The 16,260-nt window shown below is 56.2% G+C and carries 8 protein-coding genes; 6 read left to right on the top strand and 2 right to left on the bottom strand.

Annotated features, from left to right (window positions below):
- Positions 1-13 precede the first annotated feature (13 nt).
- From ESZ00_RS14420 to ESZ00_RS14400, 5 genes are all read left to right on the top strand, one after another.
- A complete protein-coding gene (locus ESZ00_RS14420; RefSeq protein WP_129209032.1) occupies positions 14-2,356 on the top strand; it encodes a glycoside hydrolase family 2 protein in 2,343 nt (780 codons plus the stop codon).
- A 138-nt stretch (positions 2,357-2,494) separates the two neighbouring features.
- Positions 2,495-4,972 carry an ABC transporter permease gene (locus ESZ00_RS14415; RefSeq protein WP_129209031.1) on the top strand — a complete coding sequence of 826 codons (2,478 nt, stop codon included), beginning with the start codon at positions 2,495-2,497 and terminating at the stop codon, positions 4,970-4,972.
- A gap of 211 nt (positions 4,973-5,183) precedes the next feature.
- A complete protein-coding gene (locus ESZ00_RS14410; RefSeq protein ID WP_229741377.1) occupies positions 5,184-5,555 on the top strand; it encodes a hypothetical protein in 372 nt (123 codons plus the stop codon).
- A 299-nt stretch (positions 5,556-5,854) separates the two neighbouring features.
- Positions 5,855-9,211, top strand: a complete 3,357-nt coding sequence (locus ESZ00_RS14405) for a DUF5107 domain-containing protein (RefSeq protein ID WP_129209030.1) — start codon at positions 5,855-5,857, stop codon at positions 9,209-9,211.
- Between the two features lie 15 nt (positions 9,212-9,226).
- Positions 9,227-10,660, top strand: coding sequence for a sugar porter family MFS transporter (locus ESZ00_RS14400; protein ID WP_229741379.1), 1,434 nt, complete (start codon positions 9,227-9,229; stop codon positions 10,658-10,660).
- A gap of 27 nt (positions 10,661-10,687) precedes the next feature.
- Here the strand turns inward: ESZ00_RS14400 and ESZ00_RS14395 are convergent, their stop codons facing one another.
- Positions 10,688-12,937, bottom strand: coding sequence for an alpha-galactosidase (locus tag ESZ00_RS14395; RefSeq protein ID WP_229741380.1), 2,250 nt, complete (start codon positions 12,935-12,937; stop codon positions 10,688-10,690).
- Positions 12,938-13,124: 187 nt separating this feature from the next.
- Between ESZ00_RS14395 and ESZ00_RS14390 the strand changes: the two genes are divergently transcribed.
- Positions 13,125-14,198, top strand: coding sequence for a LacI family DNA-binding transcriptional regulator (locus ESZ00_RS14390; protein ID WP_129209028.1), 1,074 nt, complete (start codon positions 13,125-13,127; stop codon positions 14,196-14,198).
- 8 nt (positions 14,199-14,206) lie between these two features.
- Here ESZ00_RS14390 and ESZ00_RS14385 read toward each other — a convergent pair whose 3' ends face one another.
- Complete coding sequence (locus tag ESZ00_RS14385) at positions 14,207-16,210, bottom strand: glycoside hydrolase family 97 protein (protein ID WP_129209027.1); 2,004 nt, start codon at positions 16,208-16,210, stop codon at positions 14,207-14,209.
- Between the last annotated feature and the right edge of the window lie 50 nt (positions 16,211-16,260).

Genomic DNA, 16,260 nt, shown 5'->3' with positions numbered 1-16,260 from the left:
GATCTTTCACCCGATGGACCGCAGAGAGTTTCTGGCGTTTGGCAGCATGTACATGGTGGGCAGCTCTTCTGTGGCCCGCGCGTTTTCTCCGGAGCACTCGCCAGCATCCGCGCTGCAATCTTCGCGCACAGTGTACCCCTTGAGCCAGGGCTGGCTATGGAGTCGCAATCTGGTTGCCGGGGCAGAAATGCCTGGTTTCGATGACTCTTCTTTCACGCCTGTCACGCTGCCTCACAGCAATGTCTTTGTCTCATGGCATAACTTCGACCAGAATGCGTATCAGTTTGTCTCTCTCTATCGCCGCCATTTTTGCATGCCGGCTGAGCATCGCGAAAAGCGCATCTTTGTCGACTTCGAAGGCGCAGCGACTGCTTCACGGGTCTGGTTGAACGGCACGCTCCTTGGTGAATATCGCGGTGGCTTTACGCCGTTCTCTTTCGAGTTGACGGAACATGTACGGTGGGACCAAGAAAATATTCTGGCGGTCGAAGTGGATGGTCATGAACTGCAGGATGTTCCTCCGTTCGGCTATGAGATCGACTATCTGACCTATGGCGGCATCTATCGCGATGTTTCGATCCGCGTTACTCCGCAGACCTTTCTTGAGAATGTGAAGGTGACCCCGCGTGATGTGCTGAGTTCCGCACCGCAGGTGCAGGTGGACGCATGGTTTGTGAAGGCGGCCGGTGAAACCAGCGGGACTGCCTATACGTTAGAAGCCGAGCTGCTGGACGGCGCAACCGTCATCGCGCAAACGCAACAGCGCATCAGCGTCGCGGAATGGAATGCCGGTCACGCGGTGCTCGTTCTGCGAAATTTTTCCGGCGTACGCCTATGGGAACTGTCTGATCCGGTGCTCTATACCGTGCGTATCCGTCTGCAGACGAGCCATTCTGCCGACGAAACGACTGCGCGCTTCGGCTTCCGCGATGCGCGGTTTACACCGCAGGGCTTTATGCTCAACGGAAAACTCCTGAAGCTCCGTGGTCTCAATCGTCATCAGGGGTTTCCTTTCACTGGGCCTGCCATGCCTGCACGCGTGCAGCGCCGCGATGCCGAGATATTGAAAAGGGAATTGAAGTGCAACATCGTGCGCTGCTCCCATTACCCACAGTCTCATCATTTTCTCGATGCCTGTGATGAGCTTGGGCTTCTCGTCATCGACGAGACCCCAGGATGGCAGCATGTCGATGACAGCGAAGTATGGCGTGAGCGCTATCTCGATAACACTCGCCGCATGATTCGCCGCGATTGGAATCATCCTTCCATCGTGTTGTGGAGTGTGCGCATCAATGAGTCGCGAGACTTTCACGATCTCTATGTGAATGTGAATACATTGGCCCGCTCGCTCGATGCCTCGCGCCAGACCACCGGCGTGCGCTATTTCCAGGAATCCGAATTGCTTGAGGACGTTTTTTCGATGAACGACTTCGGGTTTCCGCTCAAGGTTCCGAACCATCCCCTTTATTTGAATACCGAATTTGTCGGCGCGGAGTTTCCGGTTCGCTCGTCGGATAACAATGCGCAACACCGCGAGCAGATTCTTCGCTATGCGCGCATTTATAACCAGATTGCGGCAGATGCGCACTATGCCGGAGGCCTTGGCTGGTGCGCTTTCGACTACCAGACGCACTGGGACTTCGGTTCCGGCGATCATATTTGCTATCACGGTGTCATGGATATCTTTCGCGAGCCGAAGCCGGCCGCGGGTTTCTACCGTTCCCAGTGTTCGCCTGAGGAGGAGGCTGTGCTCGAACCTGGTTTCCACTTTGCAGAAAACGATGAGCCAGGCGGATTTGAGAAAGAGGTGATCTGCTCCAACTGTGACGAGATTCGCTGCTCCATCCTGCACCACGGGGTGCCCAAGCCGATCATCGTGTTAAAGCCGGACCACGAGAACTTTCCTCATCTTGAACATCCTCCATTCTTCCTCACCTTGCCTGACGGTAATGACGACTGGGGCGATCTGCGCATGGATGGATACGTCAAAGGCACTCTCGTGATTTCGAAGACCTGTTCATCCAAGGGGATCGATCAGAAGTTTGTAGCGCATGCCGATGACCAGGAACTGATCGCCGATGGCTCGGATGCAACCCGCATCGCTCTGCGCATCACCGATGAGTATGGCAACGTGCGTCCGCTTTGCAACGATCCGATATCAATCTCTATCGAAGGGCCGGCCTCGCTGCTCGGAGAAGATATTGTGTCGCTGAGCGGCGGCGTCATGGCGATTTGGGTTCGGGCGACCCGAAGCCCGGGATCGATTGTGGTCACGGCTCGCCATGCTCATCTTGGAGAGCAAAAGGTTATCCTCCAATCTCACCCTGCGGACAGAGCTGTTTCGGTTGAGATCTGAGATATCCCGCTCGATGGAGCATCGATCCCTCTCTCGGTTACCTGCTAGAGTGTTGGCATGATCTAGGGGCTGCTCTTCCTGCAGCATCCAGGCATTGATTTGCCTTTCGTCTTCAGAGGGAAAATCCGGGAGAATCACATGAACGCATGGCTCATGGATCTTCGTCACTCGTCGCGCCGTCTGATCAAGGCGCGCGGCTTCTTTCTCACTGTCACTCTCATGCTGGCTGTTGGCATTGGGGCGATCACGGCGATCTTTTCCCTGATCGAAGGCATTCTGCTGCGCCCCTTGCCATTTCACCAGTCGGAGCGGCTGGTGCAGCTGGGTGAACATGTCGGTGACAACTCCGGAATAGGCATTACTGCCCGGGATATCCAGGCCTATTCGACCGAAGCGAAGGCGTTTGCTTCAACCGGAGCTTTGCGAGGAACCAGTTTCGTGTTGTCCGGAGGCGAGTTGCCGGAGAGTCTCCCTGCGGCACGCCTTACTGCGAGCATGTTTCCGACACTCGGGGTAGACCCTCTCGTTGGCCGCGTCTTTTCTGAAAGGGAAGAGAACGAGCGAGCGCAGGTTGCTGTCATCAGCTATACGTTCTGGAGAGACCGGTATCACAGCGATCCACATGTTATCGGCTCGACCATCGAACTCGATCGCAAACCGTACACCATCATCGGCGTGATGCCGCAAAGCTTTGAATTTCCTCTACAGGCCGGACGGCTGAACCAGGCTCAGCTTTGGGTTCCGTTGAGTCTCACCGCCGATGAGCTTTCGGATGAATCTGCCGGATTCTGGGGATATCAGATGGTGGCGCGCCTGAAAGACGGAGTGACTGTCTCTCAGGCGGCCCAGGACGCGGATCGTGTTTCCCGGCTCATCATGAGCAGTTTTCCTGCAACGATGTCAAAGATCCGTATCCGTGGCGATGTCAAGTTGCTGAGCGAAGTTCTCACTGGAGATGTCAGGCCGCTCTTGCGTGTTCTATTGGTCGCGGTCGCCGTGGTGCTTTTGATTGCCTGCGCGAATGTGGCCATTCTTATGCTCGTGCGTGCTGTCCGGAGTCATCGTGAGTATGCTGTTCGTCTGGCGCTCGGCGCACGCCCTGCTGCGATCCTGCGCGGAAGCATCGTGGAAGGGTTGCTGCTCAGTCTCAGCGGCGGGTTGGTGGGCATACTTCTTGCCGCAGTCGCTGTTCGGATTGCCGTTCGTGCACTTTCCGAATCCATGCCGCGCGTGGATTCGATTTCGATCGATGCGCATGTGGCGCTCTTCGCGCTCGGAATTGTCCTTCTCACCGGAATTCTTTGCAGTCTTGTTCCGGCGTTCGCCGCGCTGCAGATCCATCCGATGGAAAGTCTAAAGTCCTATGCCGTGACGACGACCGGCGCAGCGAGTCATGTTCGGCTCCGCTCTTCTCTCGTGATTGCAGAGGTGGCAGTGGCGCTCGTCCTCCTCTCCGCATCGATTGCGTTTCTGCGCAGCTATCAGAAGATGCTTGCGATCGATCCTGGATTTCAGCCACAGCATGTTCTTGTAGCCGGCTATCGGCTTCCCCCTGAGCAATATCCGACGCAGATCTCAGTGGACAACTTTCATCGAGGACTTATCGAGAAGCTTTTGAGTAAGCCTGGCATCCTCGCCGCTGGAATTGGAGATACGCTTCCGTCGTCAGGAAACTCCGGCATGGCTGCTTATACGATCGAAGGGCAGCCCACGGAAGGATGGAAGCTGAAGTTCGCAACGTTCGGATCCGTTTATGGCAACTACTTCCAGGCTCTTGGCATTCCTTTGATTGCCGGCCGTGTTTTCTCCGATCAGGACCGTGCGGACTCTCCGCTCGTTGTCGTTGTCAATCAGTCTATGGCGCGACATTCCTGGCCCGGCCAGAATCCGCTTGGCAAGCGAATGCATGTGGGCAATCCAAGGAAAAATCTGCCCTGGGCTACGGTCATCGGCATCGTCGGCGATACGCGCATCGGAGGGCGCGATCAGAAGACGAATGATGGATGGTATGCATCCGCGCTGCAACCTGCTGTTCTTTATGGATCGGTGTCTCCGCAAGCCTCTTCTGCCCCAGCGGGTGGATCTATCATCGTGCGCGCAGCTATGCCTCCAGAGTCGATTGCTGGAATGGTTCGACACGCGGTTGCAGAGATCGATCCTCAGCTTGCCATCGATCAGGTGCGCTCCATGACCGATGTGATGTCGGTTACCGAGGCGCCACGCCGAATCATGACCGAGCTCATCAGCGCCTTCGGTCTTGTGGCTCTGGTGCTTGCTGTTGCAGGAATCTACGCTGTCATGTCTTTCTCCGTCGCGTTGCGAACTCAAGAGATTGCTATCCGCATGGCTCTTGGCGCGCGGCGTAGCAGCATCGCACGCATGATCCTGCATTCCGGTGTAACTCTTGCTGTGATGGGCAGCGCGCTCGGAACACTCGGAGCATTTGTGGGTTCTCGCCTGATTCGCTCGTTTCTTTTTCAGATCAACCCTACCGACCCATGGATCTACGGAGGCAGCATATTGCTGATGCTGGCTATCGCTTATTTGGCATCCCTTGTTCCCGCGCTCCGCGCCGCTTCTGCTGAGCCCATCCAGGCATTACGATCCGGGAGTTAGCTTTTCGCGCAGATCGAAGACCGGTCGTAGCTATTGAAGGCGTGAAAGGCGGCTGTGTTCCTAGGCGGACTCATGGCCCGCGAAAAAATCAAGCAGACTCTGCGGCGAGTTTTCTCCGAAAAGGAGCTTCTGCATCCGCTCGCTGGCCTTTGAGAGTTGGGCGCTATCCGTACATTGCGAGATTGGCGCCTTCACCCGATGGCGCCATGAGGTGCGCCGCATCGTCGAGCAACGTTACGCCCGGGAGGCGATCCCGATCGGTGATCGACCGGCAGCGAATAGATGGGCCGCGGTGGGCACCTTAATGGGTTACATCCTTGGCGTCAGCAGGCAGAACGCTGCGAATGGACAGTTTGCTCGAGTACGGGACCTGGATCGATCTGATTTCCTGGAGGCTGTGCCGACTGCGTGGTCGCAGCTTGATCCGGAGGAGTATCCGTTTGCGCGCAGTGTGGCCGAGCGTATCCGCGATCACGACGACAGGGTGGATTTTCTTGCTGGGATCGATGTCATCCTCAGGGGGATTGGCTCGCCGCGTCGCCGCTCCAATCTTCGATCCAAACAGGTGCATCGAACCATCTAGGGCTTGATGGGCAGGAGGTGAGTCGCTTTAACGGTAACGTACACGAAAAATATAAACATGTCCATCGACTGTTGATCGCGATAAGCGGTATTGCACTGCTTGCCGGCGGGAGCTGAGTCAGAAGGGATTCCCATGCTGTATGCTCAATCCGGATAAAGCTGTAAACACTGTCGTAACGGGTTAAGAGTCTTGTCTCATGCTAGAAGGGTAAAAAGCAGTTGCCATTTTTACTTTCGTAGCGTTAACGTAAACGGAAAGAGAAGCTGGGATGTATCCGAATCTTTTTGTTCAGGCAAACTATGAATTCACCCGTATCGGCTGATCCGACTCTCGTACTGCCCGAAGCTCCTGCCTCCGAGACTGCCCCCGTAAAGGTGTGGCAACAGCCGGTGGTCATGAAGACATACATGCCGGCCGATCCAGATCCCAATCCTTTGTTCCTGGAGAAGCGTGTCTACCAGGGCAGCAGCGGCAAGGTTTATCCTCTCGCAGTCATTGATCGGATTTCGACCGAGCCCTCGGAGCATACATGGCAGGCTGTACATCTTGAAAACGAATACCTGCGGCTGATGATTCTGCCTGAGATCGGCGGAAGAATCCACGTGGGATATGACAAGATCAATGGCTACGACTTTTTTTATCGCCAGAATGTCATTAAGCCGGCGCTCGTGGGGCTGGCCGGTCCATGGATCTCCGGCGGAGTGGAATTCAACTGGCCACAGCATCATCGGCCGGCTACTTTCATGCCCGTCGAGATTTCGATCGAACGCGCTGACGATGGATCGGTAACGGTGTGGTGCAGCGATCATGATCCGCTGTCGCGGATGAAGGGCATGCATGGCGTATGTCTGCGTCCGGGGTGCGCCTTTCTGGAATTGAAGGCTCGTCTCTTCAACCGCACCCTCGATACGCAGACGTTTCTATGGTGGGCCAATGTTGCGACGCGGGTTCATGAGCACTATCAGTCTTTTTTCCCGAGCGATGTTCGCTTTGTTGCCGATCACGCGAAGCGCGCTGTCACGGAGTTTCCACGCAGCCTGGGAAGTTATTACGGCATCCCGTATGGTGAGCGGGCGATCAGCGGCGTGCCCGCAGAAGAGCTGCCCAGCCAATTTGTGCCTGATGGATCTTATCCGCCAAATGATCTGAGCTGGTATTCCAACATCCCGGTTCCGACGAGCTACATGATCGTGAACACGCGGGAAGATTTCTTCGGCGGCTATGACCACGCAGCCCATGCAGGCGTTATTCACATCGCCAATCATCATATTGCCCCAGGAAAGAAGCAGTGGACGTGGGGGAACCACGAGTTTGGTTATGCCTGGGACCGCAGCCTCACAGACAACGATGGGCCATACATCGAACTGATGGCCGGCGTTTATACGGATAACCAGCCGGATTTTTCGTTTCTCGCTCCTGGAGAGACGAAGACTTTCAGCCAGTTCTGGTATCCAATTCGCGCCATCGGCATTCCCGATAAGGCGACCTTGGATGTTGCGATTCGTCTCGAGCGTGAAGAAGACAGTACCAAGATTCATCTTCTGGCGACGCGTGCGATGACCGATGCCACGCTGAGAATCACTTCGGAAGGGCGAGAGCCACTGACCTGGATCGGTGCCCTGCATCCAGAGAATGCAACTACGATCGAACTTCCGCTTGTCGGCACGATCGAAGACTGGATGCTTGAGGTCATCTCGGAGGGGGAGACTGTGCTGCGCTACACTCCCTCGGAGATGACCCCGGCTGCGGCGCCTGTGGAGGCGACCGAGCCGCCATTGCCTGAGGATGTGCCTACTGTTGACGAGCTTTTCCTGACTGGGTTGCATCTCGAGCAGTATCGACATGCGACTCGTTCGCCAGAAATATATTGGCGGGAAGCACTGCGGCGAGATCCGGGAGACAGCCGGACAAACAATGCAGTAGGGCGCGCGCATCTCCGTAAAGGCGAAGTCGTGATTGCGGAAGAGCATTTCAGAAAAGCCATTTCGAGGCTGACTTTTAGAAACCCCAATCCATACGACAGTGAGCCCTACTACAATTTGGGGCTGGTCCTGATCCTCCAGGATCGGCCTGATGAGGCCTACGACGCTTTTTACAAGGCGACGTGGTCGGCAGCATGGCGCGGGCCGGCATTCCATCGGCTTGCGGAGATCGATGTGCGCAGGGTGCAGTTCCGGGTTGCGCTCGATCATCTTCAGCGATCGCTTCTTGCCGATGGCACTAACTCAAATGCCCGAAACCTGCGGATCGAGGTACTTCGACGCATAGGAAGTTCAGAGCAGGCGGAGAAGGAGCTTGACGAGCTTCTATCCATCGACCCGCTCGATGTCTGGAGCCGTTTTCTCAAATCGGGTGCGATCCCGTCGGACGCGGGCAAGCGTCTTGATCTGGCGTACGACTGTATTCGCGCGGGCCTGCTGGATGAAGCAGAGCGGGCGATTGGTGCAGGGATAAGCGCGATGGAGCTTTATACGCGCTCCTCTATCCTCGCTCTCAAGGGCGATCCGGAGCAAAGCCGCATTGTTGGCCGGCAGGCAGCAGCGGCCGATACGCGCTATGTCTTTCCAAGCAGGCTTGAGGAGATGAAGGTCCTGCTTTTCGCTGTCGAATCGAATCCAGCGGACGCTCGAGCCTCGTATTATCTGGGAAATTTTCTTTACGACCGCAGACGGCATCGCGATGCGATCTTGCACTGGGAAAGAGCTGCGGAACTTGATCCTCCGCTTCCGACTGTCTGGCGGAATCTGGGAATCGGCTATTACAACGAAGAGCGTGATGCAGAGAAAGCGCGAAAGGCGTTTCGGCAGGCTCGGATTGCAGATCCCGATGATGCACGGATTTTGTACGAAGAAGATCAGCTGCGGAAGAGGCTCGGAGATGATCCCGATGAGCGTCTCGCCACGCTTGAAGCTTATGGAACTCTGGTAGCGCAGCGGGATGATCTTTCCGTCGAGCTGGCGGCCTTATACAACCAAGTCGGCAGACCGGCTGATGCTCTTGCATTACTACTCTCTAGGCAATTTCAGCCTTGGGAGGGTGGTGAGGGGATGGTTCTTGGAGAGTATGTCCGGGCTCAACTTCTCCTTGGCCGATCTCTGCTGCAGGCAGGCGATGCTCAGGCGGCTATTCGCTGTTTCGAGTCAGCCGACAAGCCGCCGAAAAGCCTTAATGAAGCACGGCACCTTCTGGCGAACAGCAGCAACATCGAGTTCTGGCTGGGAGAGGCGTTTGCTGCCAACGGTGACAACGCACGAGCAATGCATCACTGGCAGCGAGCTGAGCGGCAGCGGGGCGACTTTCAGCAGATGCAGGTGAGACCCGTATCTGAAATGACCTATTGGAGCGCGATGGCCATGCGCCGGCTGGGCCGCGAGCAGGAGGCGATCTCTGCCTTCGAGAGCATTCTGCAGTATGCGACGGCGCTCGATCAGGATCAGGCAAAGATCGATTACTTTGCGACCTCGCTGCCCACTCTTCTCCTCTTTGATGAGGATCTGCAGAAGCGGCAACATATCACCGCTCTGTTACTGACCGCGCAGGCACTCTCCGGTCTTGGCCGGGAAGCAGAAGCTGGTGCGGCACTCGAGGAAGTGCGGCGCTTGGATCGCTCGCACCCGGGGGCTCAGGATCTTCTGCAGCATATTGCGCGCCGTTAAAGGGGATCTCGTCTCGTGCATATTTCGAGTCTTTCTCAAGGTGACGCGTCTCATTCTTCCACCGCAAGCGTTACCGGCTATGCGTGGAGGATCGCGATTGTCGCGGCCCTCGGCGGATTGCTGTTCGGCTACGACTGGGTTGTGATCGGAGGCGCTCGCCACTTTTTTGAGGTTTACTTTCACCTCGGCAGTGCTGCAGCGATTGGATGGGCGAACAGCTGCGCACTGGTCGGATGCTTCTTCGGCTCTTTGATCGCAGGGCCATTGGGCGCGCGCTTTGGGCGCAAACCGGTGCTTTTGGCATCCGCAATTCTTTTCGCAGTGTCTTCGATCCTGACAGGATGGGCATTTTCGTTCTCCTCTTTTGTCCTCTGGCGTATCGCGGGAGGCATCGCGATTGGCCTCAGTTCTAACATCTCTCCTCTTTACATTGCGGAAGTCAGTCCAGCGGCACATCGTGGCCGCCTTGTGAGTCTCAACCAGTTCGCGGTGGTTGTGGGTATTCTGCTTGCGCAGATCGCAAATTGGCTGATCGCCAAACCGGTTCCAGAGACAGCATCACGAGAGGCATTGCTGGCGTCATGGAATGTTCTGTATGGATGGCGCTGGATGTTCACAGCCGTTGCTCTGCCTGCTGTCATCTTTCTTCTCGCCTCATTGGGGCTTCCAGAAAGTCCTCGCTGGCTCATGGCTCGGGGGCAGGAAAAGAAAGCCGCAGAGATTCTTGAGAGAATCAGCGGGACCAGACAATACGCAGAGCTTGAGCGGGATGCCATCCGCAGTTCCTTGCACTCCGAGCGGAACAAGACTGCTCACTGGAGCGGCCTGCTACAAGGCGGAATCCGTAGATTTCTGCTGATTGGTGTTGTGCTGGCAGTACTCCAGCAGTGGAGCGGCATCAATATCCTCTTCAACTATGCCGAAGAGGTCTATCGCTCTGCCGGTCTTGGAGCGAATCAGATCTTTCTCGATATCGTGATCACGGGCACGATCAACCTGATCTTTACCGTTCTGGCCATGATGTTCGTCGATCGACTGGGGCGGAGACCGCTGATGCTGTTCGGCTGTCTCGGCATTGGGATCTCGCACATCCTCGCGGGTGTTGCATATCGCGCCGGATGGCGCGGAGCTCCCGTGCTGGTGCTGACCCTTGGCGCTATTGCCTGTTATGCCATGACATTGGCTCCGTTGACCTGGGTACTCATCTCCGAGATATTTCCAAACCGTGTGCGATCGCTTGGGGTCTCTGCCGCGGTCTGCGCGCTGTGGATCTCTTCATTTGCCTTAACCTACTCTTTTCCGTTCATGCAGCGCTGGATGGGAAGCTCCGGGAGCTTCTTTACTTATGGGGCCATCTGTCTTTCGGGAGCGATCTTTGTTGCTCTCGTGGTGCCGGAGACGAAGGGCCACTCTTTAGAGGAAATCGAGGCTCAAGCCACTCGATCGTGATCGAGCCTCGATTTCTTACTATAAGTTCTACTGGCCTGGTTCTCTCTGCAGTGTGAACAGCGCAGCCTGGAAATCTCCCCGCAACGACACGCTCACTCCGTGCTGCATCCAGTAGTCCCCGCTGGCGCGCTCGACTGTTCCATCGGCCAAGCTGCCATCTTCCGCGTGGATACTGTAAGTTGCATCCGGGTCGAGTCCCCTCAGGAGCAAGCGGGGAAATGGCTTGCCCTTTGAGCTTGAGTGGAGAAATGCGAATACCGCAGCCTCATGCTGATCTTGCGCCACGGATTCAGTAGCGGAATACTCACCATTCTCCGGAGACATGAGACGGTAAAGAGAGCCCTGCTGCACGGTCTCCCGAATGGCCTTGTATTGGTCGATGAGATGCTTCGCGATGGTAAAGTCTTCGGCATTCCACTTATTCAGATTGGCGCCAATGCCAAGGCTCCCCTGCATGGAAGAGAGAAAGCGATACTCAAGTGAGGTAGAGCGATTGTTCATCCAGTTTGGCGAGTCGGTGACCCAGGCCATCATCAGACCGGGGGCGTATGCATAAGTGAAGCCATCCTGGATGCTCAGGCGATCGAATGGGTCTGTGTTATCGGACGGCCAGGCCTCATCGGTAAAGCGGAGAATGCCGAGGTCGACGCGGGCACCACCGCCAGAGCAGGTTTCTATCTCCACCCCGGGATGCTTCTGCCGCAACTCCGCCAGGATGCTGTATAAGTTCTCCACATATTTGACGTACACCTCTTTCTGCTCAGGGAGCGGCGCTGATGGCCAGCCTGGCTCAGACCAGTTGCGGTTATAGTCCCACTTGAGAAAGGCGATATCGTTTTCGGTCAGAAGTTTATCCAGGAAGCCGAAGACATAAGCGCGCACATCCGGTCTTGCCAGGTTCAGCACGAGCTGGTTGCGGCCTTCACTGCGTGGGCGGTCGGTAAAGTTCAGCACCCAGTCCGGATGGTTGCGGTAGAGCTCGCTATCTGGGTTGACCATCTCCGGTTCCACCCACAGTCCGAAGTCCATGCCAAGCGAGTGGACCTTATCGATCAGAGGCTTTAAGCCATGAGGAAACTTCTGCGGATTTACAAACCAGTCTCCCAGGCCTGCATGATCGTCTTTTCGTTCACCGAACCAGCCATCGTCCATTACGAACCGCTCAACGCCAATGCTGGCGGCCTTTTCAGCGAGAGCCTCCTGGCCTGCTTCGTTGACATCAAAGCCGGTCGCTTCCCACGAGTTGTAGAGAACAGGTCTTACGCGCGGATGCGGAGCTTGCGGAACCATGCTGCCAAGTTCGAAGCGATGCAGCAGGCGCGAAGCTCCACCGATGCCGGTGTGAGAGTAGCCGCCGTAGAATGTCGGCGTTTCCATCGATTGGCCAGGAGCCAGGAGATAAGAGAAGTCGAAGGGCGTGTAGCCACCCGTGATGCGTGGCCGCTCCTGCCAATCCTCCTCGATATTGATTTGCCATGAACCGCTCCAGCCCAGAGCGCCAAACCACACATCGCCTGTCTCCTGATCCGGCTGCTGGCCGCGTTCGATGGCGAACCATGGATTTACTTCATCCCCGGTCGATCCTTTGCGGCTCTCAAGGACTACCTTGCCGGGACGAAGTGCCTGCTGTTGCAGGTTCCATTCGTCGGCCCACCGGCCCGTCAGATAGGTGAGCCGATAGTCGTCACTTGCGGGCAGGTTCCAGGTCGCAGCAAAGACCTGCTCAATCGTCAGAGCCTGTGAGGTATGGTTTTCAATGCGTGCCGAACGCGCAATGATGCCGGTTTCTCCATCGGCCTTGTACAGGAGATGGACAAACACATCACGGCGGATATCTTTGAGCGTGATCGTGAGCTGATTTCCGTCGATCTTGTGATCCACATATTTAAGTACCAAGTCGCGATTGCCGTCAGGGAAGGTGATCTTCAGATCCGGCACGATGGATAAGCCGCCGCCCCACCCCACAAACTCCTGCGGTGTAGCGTTCACCGGTGGATCGAAAGAGGAGGTTCCATTGTCAGCCTTCGCTGCGGGGATCGGGTCTGCGGGGCGCAATCGCTTGCCCCAGTAGAGTGTCTGCAGGGCACCTGCCTGATTCACTCCGAAGGCATAGGTAGTGTCACCCGCATCCAGGCGGAAGGTATGTGCGCTGTCATCGATCCTGATCTGCGCGGCTTTTGAAGCTCCAGAAACGGGTTCTGCTAATGAAAAGCGGGGCGTGATGACGATGGATGAAGCGAACGCAAGGCAGATCGCAGAATGCCAGATGGTCTTCAAGATCAGTTTCCTTTCCTGCATGGATATACCCCTGAAAACGGTGAAGCTTGCAGCAGTGTTCCGTGTACGTTACCGTTATTTTCCACGGTACCTATCTCACTCTTTGCCTGTCAAAATCATTTCTCGCAGGTATCGCGCAATCATCCATGTGCGAGACTGAAAGGCGAGAAGAGAAGCATTTTTGCCTATGGCAACGAACAAAAAGAGCGGCAAGGCCGCCGGTATCAAGGACATTGCAGATGCACTCGGCACGTCGATCGGCACAGTCGACCGTGCTCTGCATGGGCGTAGCGGAGTCAGTGAGCGCACGAAGGCGCGTGTGCTTCGAATGGCCGAACAACTCGGCTACAAGCCGAATATCGCCGCACGCTCTCTGAAACTCAATCGGAGTATTCGTATTGCCGCCGTACTCCCGCGTGAGATTGCTGCTTTTTTCGATCCGCTGCGCAGCGGTATTCAAGCGGCGGCCGATGAAGCGATAGGAATGCGGGTGACCCTGGACTTTATCGATTATCCTCGCCTTGGCTGCGGAGATCAGGCCGCGCTTGAGAGTGCCGCTGCGAAGAAATACGACGGTATCCTGTTTACGCCTGGCCGTCCGCGTGAGCTAGCCCCGGTTATCAGAAAGATTGTCGGGCAGGGAGTACCCATGATCTGCGTAGCCAGCGATGCGCCGGACAGCGGACGTGTTTCTTCTGTGACCGTTGATGCTTATACGAGCGGTGCGCTTGCGGCTGAACTCCTGTCGCATCGACTGCAGACACCTTCCCGGGTGGCGACGATTACCGGCGAACTGGCGACATTCGATCATGCTGAAAAACTTCGTGGATTTGCAGCGACGCTGGCCATGCTGGCACCTCACCTTACTTTGCTGCCCGTAGTGGAATCTCATGAGCTGCCAGAAGACGCATACAGGCAAAGTACCAATCTTCTCAAGAGCAAGAACCGTCCCGATGCACTCTATATCAGCACGGCTAACAGTCTTCCCGTGCTGCGTGCTCTGGAAGAGTTGAAGCTTCTGGGAAAAGTACAAGTGGTTGCTACAGATCTCTTCCAGGAACTGGTGCCGCTTCTCGAATCCGGACAAGTGCTCGCGACGCTTTACCAGAGGCCGGAAGCTCAAGGCAAAATGGCTTTTGAGGCGCTTCTTGGGCATCTTGCAAACCGAGAGAAGCCTCTCAAGGTGCACCGTTTCGCGCCTCATATCATTTTGCGCAGTAACCTACCGTTGTTTATTGACCGCTTGACAGAGTCGGAGTAGATCGAGTGTTACGGTAAAGGCACGAAGCGAATGGCGCATCCGCCGCCGCTGGCAAGCCGCAGTGTCAACGTATCACCGCTTTGTACAGTCTGTTGGCGCATGGTGACATGCTTCGGTTCGTGATCTGCGTCTGCTGCGTCCTCATACAGCTCCGCCTTGTATCTGCCTGTCCCCAGAAAATTCAGAGGGACGTGTAGTTCTCTTGGCGTCCAGTTGGTGAGGCTTCCCAGATACCAGTCTTTGCCCTGGCGTCTGGCGATGGTGACGTATTCTCCGGGCAGTCCATCCAGGACACGTGTCTCATCCCAGGTGGTGGGCACCTCCTTGATGAATTGGAATTCTGGCTGCCCGGCATAAGCGCTCGGAACATCGGAGACCATCGCCAGCGGCTCTTCGAAGACCACATAGAGCGCAAGCTGTTGCGCTCGCGTTCCCATCACCATTGGCGCCTGATCGCGAGCGACAAAAGCCTGGGGCGTAACGTTATCGAAGCCGCCAGGAGTGTAGTCCATCGGGCCGCTCAGCATACGCGTGAAGGGAAACGTCACCCGGTTCAACGGGCCATCTCTTCGCCCGGCCTTATTGTTCTCGAGACCGAGCACTGCTTCGTAGTTCAGGACGTTGGGGTATGTCCGCTGAATTCCCCATGGTTGCGTGGCGCCGTGAAAGTCCACCATGAGGTGATGTTCTGCGGCGAGTTTGGCGACGTTGTAGTACCACTGGATACCGGCCTGATCATTGCGAAGAATGAAGTCGATCTTGACGCCTGCAACGCCCCATTTCTCGTAAAGTGGGAAGGCTTCCTGCATCTGTGCAGCGACTGCTTTCGAGTAGAGCCAGATCCAGATCTTGACATGCTTTTGCGCAGCGTATTGTACCAGCTCCGGTACATCGACGTTGCCGCGCAGCTTCGTAATATCGCTGCCGGACCATCCGGCATCCAGCATCATGTACGGAAATCCGGACGCGGCAGCGAAGTCGACGTAGTACTCCATATTCTTCGTTGTGTAAGCAGACTTGCCGTCGGGTCCGAGATCGCCGTTCCACCAGTTCCACGAGGCTTTACCGGGAATGATCCAGCTTGTGTCCGTGATGCGATTGGGCGGGTTGAGGTCGGTGAACAGGTTGGATTCGACCAGCTTGCCCGGCGTATCCCCGAGCAGGATGATCCGCCATGCACTGTCATGAGGCAGGCTTGCATCGACAGCGGGACCTTTTCCGTCCATCGGAGGGGATATCTTGCTCACCAGGAAGTGCCCGGTCCAGTTACCTGTCGGGTTTTCAAGATACATGGCAGCATTGCCTTCGAGATCCGCTTCTCCTACGGCAGCCCAGGCCACACCTGGCATCTCCATCAACATGGAAGAGCCGTTCAGAATGTAACTCGAGACGCCGCCCTGGTTGCTTAACGCGCTCAGCACTTGCGGCACATATTCACTTTCATAGCCGCTTTGGTAATTGGGAAGGCGTAGCGCCCAGGCCGAAGCATCCATCACTGGACGGAACTCCGTATCTTCCTGCACGAGTTTGTAGCGTGAGAGGCCGGCTTGCTCAGGCACATGATATCGAAAGGCTATGCCGCTGTTGTATGCTCTGGCTTCTATCTCGAAAGTGCGGCCGGGATCTGCGCCTTCCTTTAATTCCAGCGTTACTGCGTTGTAGCTGTCATGGACACTGGATGTTTTTCCAGCAACCAATTTGTAGGCGTCCATTCCGGTATCGGAGTGGGCGCTTGCGATGTGTACCTCGGAGCCAAGCGGAGGCTGGTTCTCAAGCTCGAGGCTCAATGCGGAGCTCTCGAATGCTTCCTTGCCTCGATAGGCGAGCGAGTAGACAAGTTGGCCGTCCTGCAGATTATTTGTGGCAGAGTCGGACTGCCTGGGTTTGACTGTGAAGCGAAGAACGATTTGCTGATCGGGTGAGGCAAGGGCCACGGTGTTTGATTGACCGAAGCCAGATGGTGCACCGACAAAAACGAGCGCGGAGAGAAGACAGAGAGGGCAGCCAATCATTCGCACGGGTGAGGTCTCCAGTAGGGTGGTGCTTCACAGAGCATGAGGTG

The sequence above is a fragment of the Silvibacterium dinghuense genome, from assembly GCF_004123295.1.
Taxonomy (GTDB): domain Bacteria; phylum Acidobacteriota; class Terriglobia; order Terriglobales; family Acidobacteriaceae; genus Silvibacterium; species Silvibacterium dinghuense.
This window is presented reverse-complemented; position numbering and strand designations above follow the sequence as displayed.

What these genes read in the sequence shown, in the direction of transcription:
- ESZ00_RS14420 (WP_129209032.1), top strand. Translation starts at nt 14, where the DNA reads ATGGACCGCAGAGAGTTTCTGGCGTTTGGCAGCATGTACATGGTGGGC.
- ESZ00_RS14405 (WP_129209030.1), top strand. Translation starts at nt 5,855, where the DNA reads ATGAATTCACCCGTATCGGCTGATCCGACTCTCGTACTGCCCGAAGCT.
- ESZ00_RS14385 (WP_129209027.1), bottom strand. Translation starts at nt 16,210, where the DNA reads ATGATTGGCTGCCCTCTCTGTCTTCTCTCCGCGCTCGTTTTTGTCGGT.
- ESZ00_RS14390 (WP_129209028.1), top strand. Translation starts at nt 13,125, where the DNA reads ATGGCAACGAACAAAAAGAGCGGCAAGGCCGCCGGTATCAAGGACATT.
- ESZ00_RS14415 (WP_129209031.1), top strand. Translation starts at nt 2,495, where the DNA reads ATGAACGCATGGCTCATGGATCTTCGTCACTCGTCGCGCCGTCTGATC.